The sequence below is a fragment of the Paenibacillus sp. FSL M7-0420 genome (assembly GCF_038002345.1).
Taxonomy (GTDB): Bacteria; Bacillota; Bacilli; order Paenibacillales; family Paenibacillaceae; genus Paenibacillus_AQ.
Map to the genome: position 1 here is coordinate 2,032,337 of NZ_JBBOCJ010000001.1, position 17,714 is coordinate 2,050,050.

The following is a 17,714-nucleotide window of genomic DNA, read 5'->3' on the forward strand; positions in this document are numbered from 1 at the left end:
CCCAAGACTAGTCATCAGCACTTACTGATACAAATCAGGCAATCCCTGCACAGGCTCATAATAACAAATGTATCTGTTTTGTATGACCGGGCGCAGCAGTCCTTTATGGACCAGCTCCTGAAGCTGTTTGCGTGCTGTCCTAAAGCTCATATTGTACTGGAGCATCAGATCTTTGGGCCGTAACCCCTTTTTTTGACTCAAGGAGAGTCTGACAATCTCTCTTTCCCTCGGTGAAAGTGAGGGTCCTGTCGGAACACGGAGCAAAGAAGGGGAAATGACCATTTGCAGCAGCATGCGGCAGATTTCCGGACGATTCTGCACATCATCGAAGGAGAAATGTATAATCCTCCAGCCCAGTCCGTTCAGATAATTCTCCCGATTCAGCGAGTAGCTGAACCTTTCACGGTCCATATCCTTCACATGGCTCTGGTAACCGTCACATTCCAGGCCGAATTTTCCGTACGACGGAAGAAAAGCAACATCCAGAAATTGCGATTTACGGTTCCAGTCGTAGACCTCATACTCCGGATGCAGATCATCCAGATTGCCAAACAGCGGCCACCAGACATTACGCAGAAGCAGCTTCTCTGCATACTGATGCCCCCGTGACAGCCGGCCTCTGCGCTCTCCTGTTCTGATCGACAAATGATGGTCCAAGAGCAGCTGATGCGCTTTTTCAAAATCCATTTCCATTCCCTCCATCTCTCCTTTACGCAAAAAAAAGAACGCCCCTCTGCCAGCGATGGCTTGGGACGTTCTTCGTCTGAGCTAATTATACGCCAGCACACGGGCGAGCGGCAATAAATGGTTTATCGATGTCCGTACATTAACCATTTGTATGTAATCTATAGCAGCCGCCAAGAGGATATTTCCTCCCAGATCGTTTATACTGAGTTTACATACATAACGTAATTTAGTATCTGCACAAGCAAGTGTAGAGATGGAGGTTTGTCCGATTGGAATTATTTGAGTATATTTTGTTGATGCTGGCAGCCGTGTCGCTGTCAAATCTGGTGAACCGGTTCATCCCCTCGCTCTCCGTGCCGATCATTCAGATTGCACTGGGGATGGCCTTGACCTGGCTGCCCCTGCATTTCGAGCTGGAGCTGAACCCGGAGCTGTTCCTGCTGTTATTCATTGCTCCCTTGCTGTTCAATGACGGCAGGCTTGCCGATAAAGTGGCCTTATGGAAGCTGAAAAAGCCGATTTTGCTGTTGGCGTTGGGACTGGTTTTTCTAACGGTAGGGGTGCTGGGCTATTTCCTGCACTGGCTGCTACCGGTACTGCCTCTGGCGGCTGCGTTTGCGCTGGCGGCGGCACTGGCCCCTACGGATGCGATCGCTGTAGGCGCACTGGAGCAAAAGGTGAAAATTCCCCATCAGACGATGCAAATTCTCGAAGGAGAATCTTTGATTAACGACGCATCGGGTCTGGTATCCTTTCAATTTGCAGTCGCAGCTATGGTCACAGGCGCATTCTCTTTCAAAACGGCCAGTCTGAGCTTTATCTCCATTTCTCTTGGCGGTGTGGTGCTGGGTCTTGTGCTGACATTCATTAAATACGGGATCGTCCGCTGGCTGCGCAGGCTAGGGATGGAGAATGTGACGCTACATATGCTGATTGAGATCCTGACGCCGTTTGCTATTTTTATGGCCGCCGAGGAATTGGGGGTCAATGGAATTCTGGCGGTTGTGAGCGCCGGGATTGCCCATTCCTTCGGATATAAGCAGATGAATCCTGAGGTAGCCAAGCTGAATATCGTATCCAAAAGCACCTGGTCCGTCATTATCTTCGTCCTGAACGGACTGGTCTTCCTGCTGCTGGGCACCCAATTGCCGGAGATCATACAAACGGTCTGGAACAACCCGGAAATAGGGAATGTCCAGGTTATCCTGTATACCCTCCTCTTAACCGCTGCTGTCCTCGGTCTGAGGCTGATCTGGATGCTGGTTATGGATATCCCCGAAGGGGAGGAGCCGCGCGGACCCTGGAAGCTGGAGTTCAAGAAGGCACTGATTCTCACACTGTCAGGAGTGCGCGGTACGATTACCCTGGCGAGTACGATGTCACTGCCGTTTTTCCTGGATGACGGCTCTTACTTTCCGGCGAGGGACCTGATTATTTTCCTGGCGGCGGGTGTCATTCTGTGGACCCTGCTGGCGTCTAACTTTCTGCTGCCGCTGCTGCTTGGCTCAGATCATGAAGCGGAGCATAGCGCCGAGGAAGCCCAGGCCCGGATCGAAATTCTGCGCAGCGTGGTTGCGGGGCTAAATGAGCAGGCTACAGACCAGTCCCGCCTGGCTTTGAACCATCTAACCGGCATCTATAACACACGAATCCGCATGCTGAAGAAGAATGAAGAGGCCGAGGAAATGGAACGAAAGCTTGGAGTGAAGGCGCTCAAGTGGCAGAGGGAATACACGATGCTTGCGCTTAAGCAGCACGAGGTGAACCCGTATACGGCATACCGTTATCTGAACCGGCTGAACCGGCAGTTGTTCATCTACACCCGTGATCCGCAGTACAAGAATGATCTGATTCCGTTCAAAAGCTGGGAAGAAATCACCGGTGTCATCCAGCAGGTCCGCTTAAGCGCGCAGGAGCGGCGTGAGGAATCGAACCGGCTGCAATCCGGGATTTTCGCTTACGTTCTTGAGAAGCTGAGAGAGCTGCAAAATACGGGGGAGATGGAGCCTGAAGTGATCAGCGCCCTGATTCTGCGCTATGAGCGGGGAAGAATGCGGTTAACCCGTCCGGAGTCCATCTCTGCTACGAAGCGGGAGTTCGAAGAGTCGCTGCATGAGCTGTCCCGCGCGGGCATTCAGCTAGAGCGTGATAACATTCAACTTATGTTCGAAGCCGGACGGATCTCTAGAGCTAGCATGAAGGAAATGAAACGTGATATCCTGTTCATGGAACATGATTTGCGGGAAGAGATGGGCTATTGAGCCCTATTCTATATGAAGCATTACATTCCATAAGGAGATGAATATTCGGAGTATGAGAAAACAAATCGTGGCGGGTACCTGTGCAGTCATTGCGGCAGTCGGAATCTTTTGGTATGCAGGAAACGAGGGGCGTAAGACGGCTGATCACCGGGAAGTAGCGGTCAGCACCCAGCCGGACACTCAGGCAGCATCCAGTCAAAATATCAAGCAAATGGTGGCAGATTACAGCTCGCGCACCTTGACGGCAGATTCCGCTTCGATTACCTCCACACAGCTAATCGTGGACAGCGGAGGTCCAAACGAAGCAGCTTATGAGCTTCCGGAGGATGAATTCTTCCTGTCGGTTGCTCCATATGTGCAAAATACGCATCCCTGCGCAACGCACAGCCTGACGGGCTGCCAGGGGGAGCTGACGGACCAGGAATTTGACGTATACATCGAAGACGCCGAAGGCAAGGAAGTGATGAACAAGTCCGTGAAATCCCAGTCCAACGGCTTCATCGACCTCTGGCTCCCGCGCGACCGGAAGTACCGGATGACAATCTCCCAAGAGGGCAGAACGGCCCAGTCCGAGATTTCTACCTTTGAGAGCGATGATACTTGCCTGACTACTATGCAATTAACAGCTAATTAGTGCACATTTAGTTATCCTATATAGACTGTGATATAAGGAGAAGATAGTAGTAAATAAAATAAAAATCACATGGATTGTACTTTGCGGCAGGCACCCTGCATATGCAGGAGTACCCCCTTTGCCCGCCAATCTAAGAGAGGGTGAAGGTTGTCTCACGCTGAAGCTTGGAAATCCTGCACATATTGCAACATTCTACTCATTAAAAGAGCCGTAATCCGGAAATGTTGTACAAAAGTCAATATTTCACCCTCATCCAAGCGGCTGTGCAAGTAGATTCTTGCATTTCCTGCAACATTTCTCCCGTACCCCCAAGTCTCTATGAACCAAAGTTGCAAAATCTGCAATATTACGGGTATGCCTTGACCCTTTGGAAGCAGCGGAGGATGAAACCGTACATGGTCTACCGTTATTTGCAGCGGCTGACCATGCAGCTTACTGCAAATTAAGCTGAATCCACTTGTGAGCCCAGGGACGCGTGCCTGAAATGAAAAATCCGGAAGAACTTCCATACAGGGGAGCCTTCCGGATTTTTTTATACATTAATTCAAATACTAATACTGTCCGAAGTCCTGAAAATCATAGTTGATAGCGTTGTTAACGTTCCATTCACACTACTCTGATAATCTCTATAAGTGTTAGGCGGAGGAAAATTATATATAAGATGATGCGGAGGGTAATCATGTTAACACCTAAGAAAAAATGGCGGGACGCTGCTCTGGCAATATTGGCTGTGATGGGATTAAGTGCGGGCCTTATATTTCCCGGGAAACATGCCAGTGCGGAGACAGGGCAAGCCGCTTCACCGGATTCCCGGATTGAATCTCCTGCCAAGCTTGAGGATACGGCAAGTCTGACAGCCTTCGTGGATGGAATGATGGAAGAGTATATGAACCGGCTGCAAATTCCCGGCGCGGTGATCTCCATCGTCAAGGATGGCAAAATCATTCTGGGCAAAGGGTATGGCAGCTCGAATCTGGAGCAAGCGGCTCCGGTTGACCCTGCAACCAGCATGTTCCGAATCGCTTCAACGACCAAGCTGTTTACCTGGACAGCTGTGATGCAATTGGTGGAGCAGGGCAAGATTGATCTGGACACGGACATTAACACCTACCTGAAATCTGTGAAGATTCCTGCCACTTATCCTGAACCCATCACCATGCGCCATTTGATGACCCATACCGCAGGCTTTGAAGAGGGCGGAGTTGGTTATCAGATCGTTACTGATCCTGCCGGATTGCCCGGTTCCATCTCGGAGACACTCAATAAACATATGCTGGCACGGATCAGACCGCCAGGTGAGATGAGTGCCTATTCTAATTATGGAGCAACGCTTGCAGGTATGATCGTGGAGGATGTCAGCGGTATTCCTTATAATGATTATATTCAGATGTATATCTTCGATCCGCTGGACATGAAGCATTCAACGGTAGTTGAGCCTTTGCCGGAGTCATTCATCCCTTACCAGGTGGTAGGGTATAATAGCGGGAACGGCAGCTTTATTCCTGGCACACCTACATTCGAGGGCGGATTTCGTCCTGCCGGCTCGGGTACTGTATCTGCAATAGACATGGCACATTTCATGATCGCGCATCTGCAGAACGGGAAATATGGCAACGGGCAGATTCTGAAGCCTGAGACGGCTGCATTCATGCATTCAACGGCATTCCAGCTCGATAAGCGCCTGCCGGGAGTAGCTCTCGGATTCGCAGAGAAGCGGGTGAACGGGGTGAGATTAATCTCTCATGGCGGCTCCGATCCCATGTTTAATACGGAATTGTATCTCGCACCAGCCAAGCAACTGGGGATTTTCTTATCCTACAATGGCGGTCAAGGCAGCGAAGCTGCGACCCATCTGGTCCAGGCCTTGTTCAACCGGTACTATCCCGCTCCTGAAGTGAAGCAGCCGGAGTTCTCCGCTTCCGCGGAATCCGTACAGAAATATGCCGGCTCCTATCAATTTACACGCCGCAACATAAGTGATATTGACAAGTTCTTTAACTTTTTTGCCCAACTGAATGTTACGATTGTGGATAACAAAATATCCTTGGGAAGCGGCAGTGAACAACAGCTGTACAGAGCAGTCGCTCCTAACCTGTTTCAGCTGGAGGAAGGGACCGATCAGATCGGCTTCCTTACGGATGAGTCCGGCACAGTAACACATATGCTCCTGGACATGGCTCCGGAGATGCCGCTGGAGCGTACGCCGCTTTTGGATCAGAGTAAGTTTTGGCTTATCCTCCTTGGTGTCTCAGGATTCATTTTCATCACGGCTTTGCCCGGCCCCCTCTTCTTCAGACGCAGGTTCAAGGCGATGACGCTCCCGGAAAAGCGGGCTATCCGATTATCTGCGGGAACTGCCGTTTGGGCGCTGTTATCTTTTATGACTCTGTTTATGGTTATTATGTCCATGGACATTATGCAGAAGCTCAGCAGTATCAGCCCTTTACTGTCTGTCAGCTTGGTTATGCCAATCATTATGGCGGGCTTGACCTTAGCAATGCTGGTCTCGGCTATACTGGTATGGAAGAATAAATATTGGACCGCCCTCAGGCGGGTGCATTACACATTAGTGACGCTTTCGGCTGCCCAACTGACGTTCTTCTTCTACTATTGGAATCTGCTCGGCTGGCAGTTTGGATAACGCTTAAGAGAGAAGGATGATCGTGGCTACTATACTGATCGCGGATGATGATGACAATATCCGGAAGCTGATGTCTCTATATCTGCGCAAGGAAGGGTTCGGCCTCGAAGAAGCCGGGGATGGTACCAAGGCGATGTCCATCATTGAGAACTCACATGTCGATCTTGTGATTCTGGATATTATGATGCCGGGACTGAACGGCTGGGAGCTGTGCCGGGAAATCCGGCGTTCGGATGCCAACCTGCCCCTTCTCATGGTGACGGCCAAAGCGGAATCGGCCCACAAAGTGAAAGGATTTCAGCTCGGAACGGACGATTATCTGACCAAGCCCTTTGATCCGGTTGAGCTGGTTATGCGGGTAAAAGCGCTGCTCAAACGCTCACTGGTTGTCACTTCCCAGTCCGTACAGCTTGGCAATGTGGTGCTTAACCGCCGGACTTTTCAGGTTACACGCGGTGGAATGCCGGTCACGTTACCTTTGAAGGAATTTGATCTTCTGTTTTTGCTGGTCAGCCACCCCAGGCAGATCTTCACCAGAGAACAGCTGATCCAGCAAATCTGGGGTTTGAATTATGAAGGGGACGGCAGGACTGTGGATGTGCATGTCAGCCGGCTGAGAGAGAAGTTCAGCGGCAATGGCGAGGGTTTTCATATCGAAACCGCCCGCGGTCTGGGCTACCGCCTGATTCCTGAGTCATGATCAAGACACTGTATGTTCGGGTCATTCTCACATTTCTCGGCATTATTGTCTTTAGTCTGATCTGTTCCTTTTTCATCGGCTTGTATGTATTTCAGAAGCAAATAAGCTATGAGGGACAGAACGAGATGATTACAGTGGGCAGGGAGATCATTCACCGCTATGATGACGCCAGGCCTGAAGATACGGATGAGTTCCTGAATAGTATGGTTAAGGTATCGGCGCATCCTATCCATTTGTACGACCAGTCGGGGGAACATACTTTTTACGGGCTCGCGGATAGTCCGGCTGTTACCATCACTCCCGGGGCTGTCCGGCAAGTGTTGCAGGGGAAGGTCTATCGTTCTTCCACGGAAGATAATGATACGTTTATTGGAATGCCCTTTATGCTCAAGGGAGAGTGGCGTGCGATGTTCCTGCAGTACTCGGCCGAGAACGAACATATTGTCAACCGTCTGGTACTCTTTGTGCTGCTGCTCGTGCTTGTGCTGGGAAGCGGTTGTATTGTTGTGGCTGCCAGATACCTGGTGGAGCCGATCAAGGCTTTGACTAATGCCACCAGAAGATTGGCCAAGGGTGACTTTGAGGTAGATCTTAAGATGAACCGTGTAGACGAGATCGGAGAGCTGACACAGAGCTATGTGGAGATGGCGGGGGAATTGAAGCAGCTGGAGCAGATGAGGCAGGATTTCGTCTCTAATGTCTCCCATGAAATCCAGACACCGCTTACCTCCATTTCGGGTTTTGCCAAGGCACTGCAGAACAATGATTTGATTGCGGAAGAGGAGCGTAAGGACTATCTGGATATCATCATTGCGGAGAGTGGACGTCTGTCACGGCTGAGTGATAATCTGCTGAAGCTGGCTTCCCTGGATTCCGAGCATCACCCCTTCTCGGCAGTCTCCTTCCGGCTTGATGAGCAGATTAGAACCATCGTGGTGACCTGTGAGCCGCAATGGGCAGCCCGAAGCATCGTTATCGATCTGGAGCTGCCGGAAGCGGTCTATATCATTGGCGATGAGGATCAGCTGAAGCAGGTGTGGATGAATCTGCTGGGCAACAGCATCAAGTTCACGCCTGAAGGCGGGAAGATCCGCATCCGTATAGACCACAGTGCAGCAGAAGTTGCGGTCACGATCAGCGATAATGGCATCGGGATCTCCCCGGAAGAGTGGGGTGCGGTATTCCAAAGATTCTATACCATAGACAAGTCGCGGAATGGAAGGAATAACGGGAACGGTCTGGGACTGGCCATTGTCTCAAAAATCGTCTCCCTGCATCAGGGCAGTATTGAGCTGGACGGTGCGGCAAAAGAGGGAACAACGATTATCGTCAGATTGCCCGCACGCCAGCCATAATGAAATCCTTGAATTGCCGGTCCGCTGCCCGGTCTTCCTCCGTAACGGAACCGCCCCGCTGATGAGACAGAATAACGGCTTTTTGTAAATACATGAAATACAGGTGGGTGGACTTCTGCAGAAGATCCAGCCACTTTTTTTGATACTCTGGAGCCACCGCTACTGTCTCAAGGTTTATGTACCGGGAATACCAGACCTCCATAGCTCTCTTGAAATCAGGCAGCTCCGCCGGATTCTTGGACAGGGTGCTGTAGTAGACTCCAAAAATGGCATCATAATAGATCAGTGCCTCGTGATGATCTTTTAATGCCAGATATTGATCCAGAATCTTCTCCAGGGATTGTACAGGCTGGGCAAAATCAAAATCAAACAGCAGCCTGCCAAACATCCGCTCCAGATTATCCACATAGAGCTTAGCAGCTAAGTCTTCCTTGTCCTTATAATGAAGGTACAACGTGCGGCGGGAGACACCGGCTTGTCCGGCGATCTGTGCCATATCCGTGCGTTCGATCCCCTGAGTACAGAATAGGCCCAGCGCGGCCTCCTTAATGAGCTCTTTGGTCATTTGCATTTGCTTTTCACGTAAATTCAATGATCTTCTCTCCTGTCTTCCTGCGAAAATACCGCTGCTGCAGGAGCTACTCCTGAGCAGGTGCTGACGTCCCCAAGAACTTGCTGCCTACCGAATAGCGCTTCTGCTGATTGACCGCATCCCCCAGCCACTTCACAAGCTTCACACCATCCTGCTCTGCCTGATAGAAGGTCTCCCGGGTGGAAAAAGTGTGCGGGGTTGTCCCGTTCTCAGCGTTCAGCCCGTAATCAGTCAGATAGTAATAATAATTAGGAACTGTGGCCGCTAGAGCTGCTATCGATTGCCGCATTTCCTCTGACCATTCCTTAATGAGCTTCTGGTCCAGTGGCCCGTTGTAATCGTTAATCTTGTTCTGGAAGTGGATCAGAATCTCATCATATACCGAGTAGGCTTGTAAAAGCACCGTACCTGCAGGCAGCAGCCGGCCATTCGCCCGAAAGGCAGCCCCGATGATATCTGCCTCCGGCGCATAACCGAAGTTTGCAGTGAAATCCGAGTCCCATTCCTGCTTCATCACCTGCGGCCACTTGTCTGACTTCAGGAAGGAGCTGTCCGCATATTGGAAAATCTCAGAATCCCGGTAATGTGAAGCAATCTCGGGCGCCCAGAAGGCGGACCCGAATCCCCCGGCGCTCTCGCCTGCAATCAGCAGCTTCCCGGGCTTAGCCACGTTCGCATAGATCCAGTCAAGGCTGCTGCGCACATTAGTACGCCCGTTATACCGCATGGTGAAGGTGCTGCCGTCCTCTCGCGGATACGTAGCGGTGCGGTTCCCAATGTGGAAGTCACCTGTTGAATAAGGGAGGTAGACCACATTCCAGCCGTGAAAAGGATTATCCGGGTTGTCTGTATCCATCATCCCGCCCAGCAAAGTCAGCATATAAAACGGAATGTCAGCGAAATAGTTGCCTGTATCTCCACCTTTAATAAAGTTCATGAGCTTAATAGGATGTGCAGCGCTCCGGGCATCCCAGCTGACCCCGCCGCCGGAAAAAAAGATGATCCAGTTGTTGCTCTCACCAGTCTTAGTCCATATGAAATACTCTGATCCATCACTGGAAAGGGTATTCCCGCCCAGCTTGACCTTATTCCACTCGTAGGGCTTCACTTCCGTGATTACGGGAGTAGAGGTCACCGGCCGTTGGATTACGAAGGCGTAGACCGCAACAATGGCAATGACAACAACGCTCAACAATCCAATACCCGTAAATATCGTGATTTTCTTCATTCTGCTCATCTCATCGCCCCCTTAATAGAAGTATACGTCTAGTTAACTCATTGCACAAGGTGTATACTTTTTCCCCTGGCGTAATTCAACTTACTCCTTAATTTTTGGTTTTTCATAAATTACGATATAATTATCCCTAAGATTACCAGTGGAATGATAAGGACCTGGAGGGATTGTATGACACTATCCAAATGCCTCAAGTTTTCAGTCACATTGTTATTTCTCTTAATGTTCAGTACAGCCTGCCAAAGTCATAAGGAGCTAGGAACAAGCGGCTATATTTCGTTAAATGAATTAGAGAGCTTAGTGGATAATGCAGCCGCACTGAATTGGAGCGATTTTGACAAGTATCCGTATGAGGATATCGGTTCAGGAGTGTATATCAGAAAGTACCAGATCGAAGGGGAAGGACAGTTGTTAGTTAGGGGAAAAAGTCTGGAAAATCCGCCTGAGCAAATTTCTGTGGTTGATGCAGAGGGTAAAGAGCGGGAATTTAATCCTGAGAATTTGAGTGAATCCCTTAAGTAAGTGAAAAGCTCAACGAAGGGCGATGAAAGATGAAAGCGTTACAAACGATACTCCAAGCCATTCTCTACGTACTGCTGGTTATTGGACTACACTTAATCCTAATTTATTTTTTAGAGATAAGAATGGAGAGATGGGGAACAGCGAAGATTTTCTCTGAAACCAACCGCGTATTGGTTCCTAATGGAATGGCCAGGATATCCTCGGCAAATATTTTAAGGTAACAACCCAATACGGTTTGAAAATGATATTGTCATACAATCGGCTGCGCCGCTCATTTTATATTTGGCCTCCTATTTTTAGCGAAGACCAGTTACATATCCTGACCGACAGGTTCAATGAACTCTGCGATTATCTACAAGGGACTCTTGAACGTTCGGGAGCACTGCGTATCACCAATCGAAATGTTTTATTTCAATATCAAAGAGTTTAAGGTCTTCACCATTAGACGAAGTGGGTTTCATTAGTTCAATCATAGTAGCAAAATTCTTCGAAACATATCCCATATTCAACATCTGGAGCGGATGTTTTGAATACTCCAGATTCAGGAATGGTAAAAATATTTCTCCCATTACATTCCATAAATGCGGTAAGGGATGAAACTGCATTCGTAGCGAAAAACAGGGGTAAGTGTATTCTTGCAGGAACAGTCTACGCACCGATTAAAAGCATAGTACTTAAACTTGGTTTGCAATATAAACGAGAGTATCAATTTTCACCTCAAATTAATCTAGAGTAGGCCTATGCGTTTATCATCGAATTCACATGACAAAGTGGGTGTCAACAAATGAATTTTCTAAAGTTTCGCCTTTTATATGGGATAATTATGCTGTCTTTAATCTTTTCTGGCTGTACTTATGCGAAAAAAGAGAAGGTTGCTGAAGGTGTGGTTGGAAAGCTAGTTGCGACAAATGAGATAAATAATGTTCACTCCACTATTACATCACGTGAATATATTCTAAAGGACAGCTCGAACTCGGTGCTTACACCGGAAAATATCGGCAGTCTTGATAACCGTATTATGGAGTTTGCGCGCAACGAGATATTTGCAAGGCATGGGTATGTATTCAAGCGGAAGGATTTGCAGGACTATTTTGCCGCCAAGCCTTGGTATCAGCCAGACGCTACTTATAAGGAGCATCTTAACCCGGCGGAGAAACAGAACGTTGCGTTACTCCATGACTACGAAGCCAAATACGCTGACTATAAGCTTGAATCTGCCCATAAAGATGACGTCCATTTACGGAGTTACATAGGCGATTCGAGCTTTAAACAGAAGAAGATGAAAGTGGATCTGAACGGAGATGGCCATGAAGAAGAGATTAAGTTAATCCCTCCTGAAACGGAATTAGGGGCTTTCAAGTTGAAGGTGAAGGACATCACGATGGAGTTGGGCAGTGAGCTGCTTCCTTATCTGGATATTGTCGATTTGAATATTGACGATCCATATTTCGAGATTGCACTTCAAATGGATTCGCAAATGGATTTTCTACGATCAACATCTTTCTATGTCTATGACGGTGAAACGCTCAAGCGGATAGGTGAACTTCCCGGTTTCTCGGCACACAGCTTGATGTTTGATGGCCATGGGCGAGTGGTCAGCGCAAAAGGAAGCAAGGATTTTCAAACCTGGTTCCGTGATTTGGTTTTTCGTCTAAATATCGATCATTCTCTTCAGGAAGAGCACGAGGATTTTTATCCGATGGACCCCCCCAACGCTTTTAACGATTAAAAAGGAAATTACTGTGCAGTTTCATATTGATGATACGGACGAAGCCTTTTCGCTGGAACCCGGAGACAAAGTGAAATTTATGGGTGATGATAAACTCGGCCATATAAAGTTTCAGACCAGCACGGGTAAGGAAGTCTGGTACACAATGGGCGATGAAGATGTAGACTATAGTGATTTTTTTGATGGGTTGATTTTATATGATTAGACGGAGGATGACGTTATGGACCTGTTGTAAAAAGTCGGTTTGAACACTTATTTATTCTCACAGGTGGTAGAATCAACGAGTTAACAATCGTTTTACTAAAGAGGAGCTTTAATACAATAATACGGCAGTCTAGGACTTTTTCAGTTTAAGGCTGTTTTTTATTGGAGTCCATATACTGTTTTTTCTCAGGTTATGATAGTTCTATTATTCATAAATCCGTATAGGTCAGCAACATCAGTCATTAACTTTTCTCCGAACAGAATATATCTGAACATGTTTAAGAAATTCACGAAATGTAACGAAACTATCCAAGGTGCTGTAGTCGGACCAATAATTGGTATTGCTGTAGTAACGGTAATAATAATTATTATTGGACAAAAACGTGCTTAACGTCTGAAGAAGTCAGGGATTGCCGACATAGAAAAGATGGAAGGAGTTCAATTCGAGAGATACTTATGCCAATTATTCCGAACTCAAGGTTATAAGGCCGAAGTAACAAAGGCTACTGGAGATTATGGGGCGGATCTGATTATCCAGAAGGATAATAAAAAGATTTTTATTCAAGCTAAACGCTACAGCAAAAGTGTTGGCATCAAGGCTGTGCAAGAGACGCAGGCATCTATTGCTCACTATGGAGCATCAGAAGCTTGGGTTGTATCCAACAGTGATTATACAACGGCTGCTTATAATCTGGCGAAATCCAACAGGGTAAGCTAATTAATCGCGAAACCCTGATTGAAATGATTCTTGCCATGAATCCGGGAGCAGTACCTTCGCCAAAAGCAGCAATTGCTGAGGTGCCGGTAGATGAATATAATTGTCCAAAGTGTGGTAGTAAACTTGTTCTAAGAAATAGCTCTAAAGGACAATTTTATGGCTGCAGTAGCTTTCCAAAATGTCGTCATATTAAACCAATCGAAGTAGTGCTTTAATTCAATTAATAAGCAGTATATCTAATTAGAAAATAAATTAATCTTCTAAAGATGCTCTCAACTGAGGGTGTCTTTTTTGAGTTGATTTCATATTAGGTCTTGACAGAGTTAAAAACTGTAATAAAACAGAGGTTTTGTCGAATATGTTTGAAAATTGCTTAATTGTGGTTATTAAAATTCAAAATTAAGGAAAGGAGCAGACTCTAATCATTCAAGGTACAGACAATCAAATACAACATATTTAGGAGGAATAGCATGCAGCGTAAGAAGGTAGTTTCATTTTTGCTGGCATTTTTCTTGACCCTTCAGGTATTATCAGGCTCATTGTTTGCTGCAGAGAATGAAACGTTCAGAACAGACTGGTCCAAAGCTGCAGCACTTCCTATGACAAAACTGCTTAGCAAGAGTAATGATCTGGTGAGACCTTCGGATGATTTCTCAACTGTAGCCGATAAGTTGAATGATTTGAGTTCTGGTGTTGCTCCATCAGTAGCTTCAGATTCAGCCTTACCCCCTTCAGTTATCGAAAATGTCCATCTCAAACAACCACTACCAGAGAAGCCTTCACCCTCCCTTGAGTTAATAGACGAACGAACCCCTAATAGTAAAACCTACCAGCTTGAAGACGGTACCTATGAGACCGTAATTAGTACCGAAGCCCTTCATTATCAGGACAGAATAGGGAATTGGCAGGATATCGAGCTGATGCTTACGGATGAGGCGGATATTGCCAAACAGTCCGAAATTCCGTTGTCCAATGACGCGCTTCCGGAGTTGAATCTTCCCCTCGCTAAAGACAGTGCTGCCCGGCTTAATCTGGCTAAGCAATTGGCTAAGCTTCCTAAGGACGCCTACCGCGCTCTTCAAGCGCCATTTGATGTGCGGATCGGCAAGCAATTTACCCAAGGTTATGAAATTGGTAAAGGAGCTGACAGGCTGTCTTTCATTCCCGTTGATGCTAACCCCAGCAAAGCAGTTGTTAAGCAGGATGTGTATGGCAGCTCACTAATTCGTTACCCATCGGCTTGGGAGTCTACTTATGTAGACCTGCAACTTCTGACAGATGGAATCAAAGAGACGATTGTGCTGGACTCCCCATCCGCGCCTTCAACGTTCAGCTACGAGGTTACTGGTGAAATATCCAAGGACCTGAGATTAGGCGACTTGCAAATTGAACCCGCTTGGCTGGTGGATGCTGCCGGAACGTATCGGGAAGTTAGCCAAACCTTGCGCAGCACGGGCGGCACAACCTTTCTTGATCTGCAGCCGGATCTTGGTGGGCTAGAATATCCAGTGACTATAGATCCTACTGTAGTGTTGTGGCCCGAGAATAATAATGATATGAAAGATACCACGCTCAATGCGCATGAGCCAAACCGCAATTATAATTCAGATCCACGTCTGTATACAGGTAAAGATACGAACGGAAATCAGTTCCGTACCCTGCTTTATTTTAACTTGGGTTATCTGCCCCCAGGCGAATATAATGTGCTGGATGCCTATATAACCTTGAATCAGACGGCCGAGAATCAGTACAATTCGAACACGCAGGTTCAAGTGCAGCGGATTACAAACTCCTGGGACGCTAGTACGGTAACCTGGAATACACAACCTTCGTATAGCTCGAATGTAGAGGGCAACCCTTACGGTGCAGCTTATGTTTCAGGTGAAGGTGTACAGATCTTTTATCTTAAAGGACTTGTGTCGGAGTGGGTGAACGGATTGTATCCGAACTATGGGGTGGAATTGCATGCTGACAGTGTTACTGCACCTAATGTGAAAAAATTCGTATCCTCCAACACCAGTATTCCTGCCAACCATCCATCCATTACTTTGCGGTATACGATGCCCAACCAGACCTGGAACGGGACAAGCTCCAGTGTAGATGCATTGACTTCCTTCAATCAAAAGAAACTTGACTATACCTCAGACGGCTATAAATGGCTATTGGTAAGAGACGGAGGCGATTTTAGGCTGGATGGCATGAAGCCTGATGACAGCTCCTGGTTCCACTCAGGTACAAAGCGTCTGGATGCTGAAAATGGCTCCATGTATATTGATCAGGACAACTATCTCCATTTGGCCTATAAGGCAGTAGGTGGAGGAATTAAATATGTTCGAGGGACGTACAATTCGGTCACACACCGCTGGAATCTGAGTACTCCTGTTGTCGTTTCAACGGATGCAACAGTAAATTATCCCGATCTGGTAGCACATCGCGCCTTATCTGGCGGAGGATGGAACGTTCATATTGTAAGCTCTAAGCATAGTGAGCCTGCGGGAACGAACGGGACACTGTACAACCAGATTGATATCTCTTCTTCTGGGGTGGTAGGTGCTCCGGGTACAACCGCAGTATTAGACAGTGGAACTACAGGAGTTCCTACCTGGCCCTCCATTGATTTCCGCCATACTCCATCCTCGGTTTCAAACGGCAAGGAAATTAAAGACAATTCACCAGCTTTGTATGTTTCTTGGAATGCGGGGGCTGCTGGCGCGGGCCTTGGAATCCGTTATATGGAAGCAGCTTACAGTGCAGGAAGTTGGACTTGGGCGGCCGAACAAGCCGTAGATGAGAATCAGTACACAACTTCGCAACGCGACTGGTTCCTCAGTGTGTACGATGGCAGCAGAGCAGTCGTATTCGGTTCCTTACGTAACCTTGCCGATCACAAAAGTATACTTGCATACACAATGCAGTCCGGGAGCAAACGGCTGGATATGTTCTATAGCAATCTGCCGGTCGGCAAACAGGTGCTTTTCGGTTCTGGAAGTTATGACGCACAGGGCAATCTGTATTTCGGCGGAAATGGCGGAGCAGCCAGTGACATCAATAACAATCCAATAACCTTTAAGTGGAGCCGGGCTACCAAGGCCCTTTCTCTTCCTACAATGCTAAACTACCGCCTGCGTGATACATTCCTGACTATGAAGCGCGGTGACAGTTATAACAAAATTGAACTGGCTACCAGTACACAGTCTTGGACTAATGATGCTGTGTATGAAATCGAGCATAGTCTGATCCTGGATACCATTGAACGGCAGTTTACACAATATTCCTATGATGCCGCATCCAGGCTGAAATACATCCGGATGCAGAGTGGGGATGGTATTGAATTTACTTATGATACCGCAGGGAACCTTACTCGCAGAGAGCTTGATCCGCAGCCGGATACCAATGGAACCAATCTTCTAATTAATGGAGGGTTTGAGGTTACGGAGCATACCCCTGGAGTAGAAACGGGGGCACCAGATCCAAATTACGGATGGCAAACGCACTTGAATCCGGACACCTCTTTTTCTGACTATACGCCAGTATCTTCCCCTTCACCTGTCAGCAGAGGAAACTCAGCCTATAAGCTTAGGTCACATTGGTTTACAAGTCCGGAATATATTTATCAGACTATAGAAGTAAACGATAACCGTCCATTTTCTCTTTCAGGAAAAATATTCAGAGCGAAAATGACCGAATCTTCAGCTGTCTTAGGAGTTGAGTTTCTTTCAGAAGATAATACATCTCTTGGAAGCTACGACATAAATGTCGAGAATAGCATGACAACCTACACAACCCTTATGAAAAAAGGCTGGATTCCCAAGGGGACCGTGAACGCAAAAGTACACGTAAAGTTAAATCCTTTAGGGGAATATGCATCAACTGAAATCTTCGCAGATGAAATCAAGCTGGAGTATGCGGAGAGTAACGAACTGTGGAATCCGGGCTTTGAACGTACAAAAAACGGACAGACCATTGACTGGAACACCTATGTTCCAGGGGGGGCGACTTCAACCTTCCTTCCAGTCAGCGAGGCGTACGAAGGAGCTTATGGATTAAAAGTGACGGCATCCGGACTGGCATCCGGCGCATACACGTTTGTTCATCAAACCCAGGGTATTGGAGCAGGTGAAAGCTATAACGTCAGTACCGCATATATGACGGATAATCTCTCCGGTGCAGTGGGCGTGCTGGCTCTGCAGTTCTTCAATGAGAGTGGAGCAAGTGTTGGATGGGTGGAACAGACGGGAACGGGCACCGGTTCATACAACAACCTCAGTCTCAGCGGCATCGCACCTTCGAATGCAGTCTATATCAAGGTTATGGCCGGACTAAAAGGAACTGCTGCAGGCGGGCAGGGCAACGTATATGTGGATGACGTAAACCTTAAAATTACGCAGTAGTAATTATCTGCTGTGAGCCTTACTCAAAGCAAGAATCACCGATACT

At 47.6% G+C, this 17,714-nt stretch carries 14 protein-coding genes; 11 read left to right on the forward strand and 3 right to left on the reverse strand.

Annotation, left to right across the window (positions count from 1 at the left end):
• Positions 1-21: 21 nt before the first annotated feature.
• Positions 22-687: a hypothetical protein gene (locus tag MKX51_RS08540; protein WP_076079130.1), complete on the reverse strand. Its 666-nt coding sequence runs from the start codon at positions 685-687 to the stop codon at positions 22-24.
• Between the two features lie 269 nt (positions 688-956).
• Here MKX51_RS08540 and MKX51_RS08545 point away from each other — a divergent pair, with 269 nt between their 5' ends.
• The 5 genes from MKX51_RS08545 (at position 957) to MKX51_RS08565 (ending at position 8,278) form a co-directional block, all read left to right on the forward strand.
• Positions 957-2,948: a Na+/H+ antiporter gene (locus MKX51_RS08545; protein WP_340992059.1), complete on the forward strand. Its 1,992-nt coding sequence runs from the start codon at positions 957-959 to the stop codon at positions 2,946-2,948.
• Positions 2,949-3,000: 52 nt separating this feature from the next.
• Complete coding sequence (locus tag MKX51_RS08550) at positions 3,001-3,582, forward strand: CueP family metal-binding protein (protein ID WP_340992060.1); 582 nt, start codon at positions 3,001-3,003, stop codon at positions 3,580-3,582.
• 679 nt (positions 3,583-4,261) lie between these two features.
• Positions 4,262-6,223, forward strand: a complete 1,962-nt coding sequence (locus MKX51_RS08555; RefSeq protein WP_340992061.1) for a serine hydrolase domain-containing protein — start codon at positions 4,262-4,264, stop codon at positions 6,221-6,223.
• A gap of 22 nt (positions 6,224-6,245) precedes the next feature.
• Positions 6,246-6,923, forward strand: a complete 678-nt coding sequence (locus MKX51_RS08560; RefSeq protein ID WP_340992062.1) for a response regulator transcription factor — start codon at positions 6,246-6,248, stop codon at positions 6,921-6,923.
• On the forward strand, positions 6,920-8,278 hold the full coding sequence (locus MKX51_RS08565; RefSeq protein ID WP_340942279.1) for a HAMP domain-containing sensor histidine kinase: 1,359 nt from the start codon (positions 6,920-6,922) through the stop codon (positions 8,276-8,278). The genes MKX51_RS08560 and MKX51_RS08565 overlap by 4 nt, the downstream gene beginning before the upstream one ends.
• Here MKX51_RS08565 and MKX51_RS08570 read toward each other — a convergent pair.
• Together MKX51_RS08570 and MKX51_RS08575 are read right to left on the reverse strand one after the other, a co-directional pair.
• On the reverse strand, positions 8,253-8,870 hold the full coding sequence (locus MKX51_RS08570) for a TetR/AcrR family transcriptional regulator (protein WP_340992063.1): 618 nt from the start codon (positions 8,868-8,870) through the stop codon (positions 8,253-8,255). The genes MKX51_RS08565 and MKX51_RS08570 overlap by 26 nt on opposite strands.
• A 46-nt stretch (positions 8,871-8,916) precedes the next feature.
• A complete protein-coding gene (locus MKX51_RS08575; protein WP_340992064.1) occupies positions 8,917-10,107 on the reverse strand; it encodes a pectin acetylesterase-family hydrolase in 1,191 nt (396 codons plus the stop codon).
• Between the two features lie 168 nt (positions 10,108-10,275).
• Between MKX51_RS08575 and MKX51_RS08580 the strand changes: the two genes are divergently transcribed.
• The 6 genes from MKX51_RS08580 to MKX51_RS08605 all read left to right on the forward strand — a co-directional run bounded on the left by MKX51_RS08580 (position 10,276) and on the right by MKX51_RS08605 (position 17,668).
• Positions 10,276-10,626 (forward strand): hypothetical protein, encoded by a 351-nt coding sequence (locus MKX51_RS08580; RefSeq protein ID WP_340992065.1) that lies wholly within the window; start codon positions 10,276-10,278, stop codon positions 10,624-10,626.
• Between the two features lie 784 nt (positions 10,627-11,410).
• Positions 11,411-12,355, forward strand: a complete 945-nt coding sequence (locus MKX51_RS08585) for a YARHG domain-containing protein (protein WP_340992066.1) — start codon at positions 11,411-11,413, stop codon at positions 12,353-12,355.
• A 13-nt stretch (positions 12,356-12,368) separates the two neighbouring features.
• Positions 12,369-12,560: a hypothetical protein gene (locus MKX51_RS08590; protein WP_340992067.1), complete on the forward strand. Its 192-nt coding sequence runs from the start codon at positions 12,369-12,371 to the stop codon at positions 12,558-12,560.
• 426 nt (positions 12,561-12,986) lie between these two features.
• On the forward strand, positions 12,987-13,277 hold the full coding sequence (locus MKX51_RS08595; protein ID WP_340992068.1) for a restriction endonuclease: 291 nt from the start codon (positions 12,987-12,989) through the stop codon (positions 13,275-13,277).
• A gap of 35 nt (positions 13,278-13,312) precedes the next feature.
• Positions 13,313-13,492, forward strand: a complete 180-nt coding sequence (locus MKX51_RS08600; RefSeq protein WP_340992069.1) for a topoisomerase DNA-binding C4 zinc finger domain-containing protein — start codon at positions 13,313-13,315, stop codon at positions 13,490-13,492.
• A gap of 255 nt (positions 13,493-13,747) precedes the next feature.
• Positions 13,748-17,668 (forward strand): DNRLRE domain-containing protein, encoded by a 3,921-nt coding sequence (locus MKX51_RS08605; RefSeq protein ID WP_340992070.1) that lies wholly within the window; start codon positions 13,748-13,750, stop codon positions 17,666-17,668.
• The last annotated feature ends 46 nt before the right edge of the window (positions 17,669-17,714 follow it).